The following is a 4982-nucleotide window of genomic DNA, read 5'->3' on the forward strand; positions in this document are numbered from 1 at the left end:
TATGATTCCTCGATCGCGGGAAATCCCAATACCACTTATTCATTCAGTGGAGGAATCGCCGCAGTTGCCAGGTTCAACGAGTTTTTTCAACTCGACTCGGGCTTCCTTCTTGAACGATCCCGCAAAAGCAACGGCAGTTTAACGGAAATCCTGTACAAGCATGACGTAAGAATGTCGGCTAATCTGAATGAAAGCATGATCCTAAGCGTGGGCCAGGCAACGGCGGACAGGGCTTTCAGCTATGACTATGAAACCACCCAGTTCACGCTCTATGACTCTCAGAAAACGGTCTACGAATTTAAAACGACGTATAGCTTCTAACATGCACGTGTGAAGTCCTCACACGTGCAGTATAAAGGGGGTTCAAATGATGAAGTTTAAAGCCTTGAAAAGACTGGCTCTCTTCAGCAGTCTGGCGCTTGTTTTCGGACAAGTCGCTTGTGAGAAAAAGCGGGGCCTGCGCTATACTCAGGGATCGGGGGACAATGTATTTGAAATCAAGCAGTACGACGGGAACGTTTTTAAATTAAAAACGGGCGCAAAACGTTTTAAAGGCCAGACTTCCCGAGCGGATGAGCTTCTGACTATAAACGGATTTGATAAGATCAATAATCTTGACACCGTCGATTTCAAAATTTCAGATGGCCTTTTTGCGGACATCGATATCTCCGACTTCAACTTTTATGGTCGTGAAAATTTTGAATACTCCTTCAAATATACATTTACAGACCATCATGTGATCTTGTCGAAAATTGCTGCCAAGAATGACATTCCGAGCCAGGAATTGACCTACGCGACTGATCTTGGCAATGGTCAGTTTGAAGTGCCCCTGATGGGCTTGCCGATCTCTCTCTACACCGTGGAGAAGGTTAAGGATGAACGTGGCAAGGAAACCCGTACACTGGCAACTTTTCCAAAGGATTATCTGAACGAGTCCACTCACTTCAAGATTGATGCCGGTGTCCTGAAGTACTTTGAGGCTCCGTCCAAGCCAGATCTCTTCAGCGCCGACTTTTTCAATACAACCGATGAATGGTTCTTCACCAAGACGCTGGTTGGCCGTGCCATTAATTCGCAAGAAATCCTCGGTGCCACCGAGGCTTCATTAAAAATCAGGTTTGCTAAAACCAATAACAGTTTGATCGGGATCGATTTAAATATCGCCAAGGAACAGGAAATTCTTGATCCAACGAAGACCATCACAGCCCTTGAAATTCCCGTTCAGTGGGTTGATTTTAAGACGGACACCGCCGGCCCCAGCGCCCGCCTCAAGGAAACCAAGCTGGGCGACAGTGAGAGTGAATCACGCTTTTGGAAGGAGCGTAGTTACGCTTTGGTCGATTTCAATAACGCTGATCGGCTCGATAAGGCCTTCACTCTCGACAACAAGCTTGAAAAATTGGAGATAGGTGACGACTATATTTCGTTCACCATCTACGAATCAGGGAGTGGCAACACGTACAAATACTCCTTGGCAAAATCCAACCGCAAGGTCGAAGGCCAAAACCTCTTTGCTGATGATGCGAAGTCGTTTCATATTTTCACCGAACGACGCAAGGTGATTCGCGGCGCCCTTCAGAGCCAGGAACCAGACATTGAGCGCCTGGTCTATGCCAACCGCTTTTACCCTGAAAATGGTGAAATTGTTTATCACCTCAGCAAGAACAGCCCAACAGATGCTGTGTTTACCGAAGCGACTTCTGCTGCCATCAAGGCCTGGGATGATGCATTTCAGAAAGCAGGCACCGGGATGCGTGTTCGCCTGGCGGACGAGAGAGTGGAACTGGGCGATGTACGTTATAATACGATCGTGCTCTATGGATATGAAATCGACGCCGGGAGCCTTCTTGGCTTTGGTCCATCCGTTCAAGACACGCGCACAGGTGAAACTTTTTCGGCAGCCACCCATATTTACCTTCGCAGCTATCGTGAAGGCTTGATCAGCAGTATTCGTAGCTACATACGTAACGAGCTCGGACTTTATGATGACAAGCGCGTGGAGCAGGTGCCGTCCTTTGCTGAGTCCGATCGGTTGATCGAAGGCGGGGGTCTGATCAGCAATCCTACTCCCAATCTGGGAAGTGCCTCCAGTTTAAAGGAGTTTATTGCCAACAGTGAAATGTTCAAAAGGATACCTGGCGGAGAGAGCTACCAGAACAGAGTATTCGGATCAGGATTTTTCCTGGATATTTTGGATGATTTCCAAAAAGATGCCAAAATTGATACGGTGGCCAGCCAAGCTAAAATGTTCACTGAAAATGGTCCAGCATGTGAATACGCTTCTGTTGCGTCGGTTTCCAATAGCTGGAAGCAGATCCGCAACGTCTGTGCCTCCGGCGATACGAAATTCGCTGCGTACGTGAACAGTTTGAAGGCCCTTCATGCGAACGACAGTAAAATCCTTAATACGGACGGAGAAGAAGAAGCCATCCTGGAATGCGCGCAGCCTCTGATGAAAGATATTTTGGTGTCCACTTTGATCCATGAAGTGGGCCATAATCTTGGTCTCGGGCATAATTTCGCGGGTTCCAGTGATAGTGAAGAAAATTTTGCCAGGAACGATGACGGAAGCATAGCTTATCCATCGTCTTCCGTTATGGACTATCCCGATGCCGATTTTAACATTCGCAACAAGCCTGGTCCCTATGATATTGCTGCTGTCCGCTTTTTGTATAGCCGCAAGGTAGAGACTCAAGATGGTCAGGTCATTGACGTCCCGAAAACTCAAAGCATCGCGACGGCTGCCGGCTCCGCTGGAAAAGACGTCAAGGGTTTCAGGATGTGTACAGATATGGAAGTCGGTAGGACGACCAACCTGCCGTATTATGATCCCATGTGTTCAAAATGGGACGAAGGCTCGACGCCCGAAGCCTATGTAAAATGGGCTATAGGCCAGATTCATTCGGATATTATCCTCAATGGATTCCGTTATAACAACAAAGGCTTTAGAGGAGCGATCGGCTCGTTGACTTATCTCGATCATTTCAAGCAGATTCAGGAATACTTCCGCTTCCTCGTCCGCGGTCAGGCGGGTGTCTTTCTGGAAAAGCTCAAGGGGGATACCCCAGCCGCGAAGAAGGCATCTTTGGAAGCCGTTATCGCTGCCACACCGGAACGCGACCGTCCTCAGGTGCAGAGCTATTATAATGCTGTGAAAGAGATCTATAAGTTTGGCCGTGAGGTCATGGCTCTTCCCACCCGTGTCTGTATCATCAAGAACGCGGCGGGCGCAGTCGTCGATGCGTTGGAATTCGCGCCTTTGCGCCAGCGCATCTATGATAAGGAGCAGGTTACAGTTCAAACCTGTAAGCAAGCCTCACTTCACGCCAGCAGTGCTTTGACCGAAATGAAAAAAGCCTATGCTGCCGATGCTGCGACTTTAACATTCCTCGATCGCGGGACTGAGCTTAAGGGACTCGAACTGAGTTTGAATCCGGCGGCTGCCGCCGATAAGCTGAAACAGCTGTCGTTCGTTCGAACGGAAAGCATTGCAGCCGATCTCGATCCTCGATTCTCTTCTGGAACACTCGCACTTAAGAACAAAGCGATTCAGATGCTGACCAGCCGTGAATCGATGCTTGACCTGGCTTATGAGGCGGGAGTTGGTGAAACCAATTTCCTTGACTATGAATGGTTTGCCGAAGAGCTGTACAACGACGCATGGTCAAACATCCTCGTTGGTGTCAAAGGCGAGCTCTCGGACCCCACTTTGCTTGCTGGTAAGGTTTTGCAGCACTACGAAGATTTTGCAGACCTGACCCCTTACTACCTTTTCACGCTTTTTATCAATGGTCTTGATACAAGATCAGATAGTTTCACGTTTGCCCGTACTATGCAGCCCAACAAGGAAAGAAGCCTTTCGTTGTTCGCGAGCGGACTTGGTGCATCGGAGCGACCTATCTGGCACATGACCAACACTGATAATGAAGTGTTGTATGCGGAAAGAGGTGTTGCGAAGGAAATGATCAAGCTCTTCGTGCAGATCCAGCAAATTGTACCCTCCTATTTTACCTTCCAGGATACCCATGACCCTGAAAAAACAGGGGGAACCATGACGACTTTGCAGGCGTCATTGGCTTCCCAGGATGCAAGCCTGGCCCTGGACGATCGCTTGTTCCAAGCTGCGTCCAGCTTCATCCAGGAAAAGGGGATTGCTCTCCAGCCGGCGCAAAAGGCTCTCCTTCGTCAGTATATCGCAACAGCAAAGGCAGCTCCTGCCGCTCCAGTCGATGCGAGTGCCGACGTGAACACCGCAAATGCCACGGTCGTTTTCAATGCTGTGAAGGAATTCTCGGATAAGGAATTACTCAATCAACGCCTGCTTAGCCTGGCTGCAGACGAGTCAAATAACCTCTCTGCTCTCGAGTCCATTCTGAACAGTATATTCAGCAGCTTTTAATCTTACGGGAGGGGTGACTGCGGTCACCCCTTTTGGCTTTCTACCCTGTGTCAGCAGCCTGGCACATAGGGCAGTCACGGTGTCCCCCGGAAGATTAATACGGACAAGTCGGGAGCGAACGCCTCTGGCCTCAAGGCTTTTAATCATGAGCATTCAACCTATATTGAGTCCGGCAGGGCAAGCAATGGAATGGTCCTACCGCATTGAAAGTGCAGCAGCCAAACCTGGAGCTAGTCGCATGTAAGCGCATCACGAAGCCAAGGTTAGACACGATTCCCGCCTGATAATATCCTGCCCATATCACCCGAAGCTGGTGATCAAAAAATGATTTTAAGAAGCATTTCAGGCTCCCATAGGGGAGCGCACCACATATAGTCATGGCAACTTCAGCTGACAAAAGAAAGTTGAGTCTTCTTTTCCAGTTTGGCTTTATTAAGACTTCGGGTTGTGTTGCGCCTGGGTAAGCCCGTGGTATTCTCCGGGAAACCTTGGGAGGGCGGCTCATGCTTTTTGACACCAAAGGACATTGTTTTGAGCGCCAGATCATCATGCTTCATGTCCGCTGGTATCTTTCCTATAAGCT

Annotated in this window: 3 protein-coding genes; 2 read left to right on the plus strand and 1 reads right to left on the minus strand. The window is 49.0% G+C overall.

Annotated features, from left to right (window positions below; translation table 11 throughout):
• The coding region (locus VE954_RS02790) for a hypothetical protein (protein ID WP_324949432.1) at window positions 1-321 on the plus strand (321 nt) is incomplete at its 5' end.
• A 46-nt stretch (window positions 322-367) separates the two neighbouring features.
• A complete protein-coding gene (locus tag VE954_RS02795) occupies window positions 368-4399 on the plus strand; it encodes a zinc-dependent metalloprotease (RefSeq protein ID WP_324949434.1) in 4032 nt (1343 codons plus the stop codon).
• Between the two features lie 386 nt (window positions 4400-4785).
• Here VE954_RS02795 and VE954_RS02800 read toward each other — a convergent pair.
• The coding region (locus tag VE954_RS02800; protein ID WP_324949436.1) for a hypothetical protein at window positions 4786-4982 on the minus strand (197 nt) is incomplete at its 5' end.

Origin of the sequence: Oligoflexus sp. (genome assembly GCF_035638955.1) — a bacterium.
Classification (GTDB): Bacteria; Bdellovibrionota_B; Oligoflexia; order Oligoflexales; family Oligoflexaceae; genus Oligoflexus.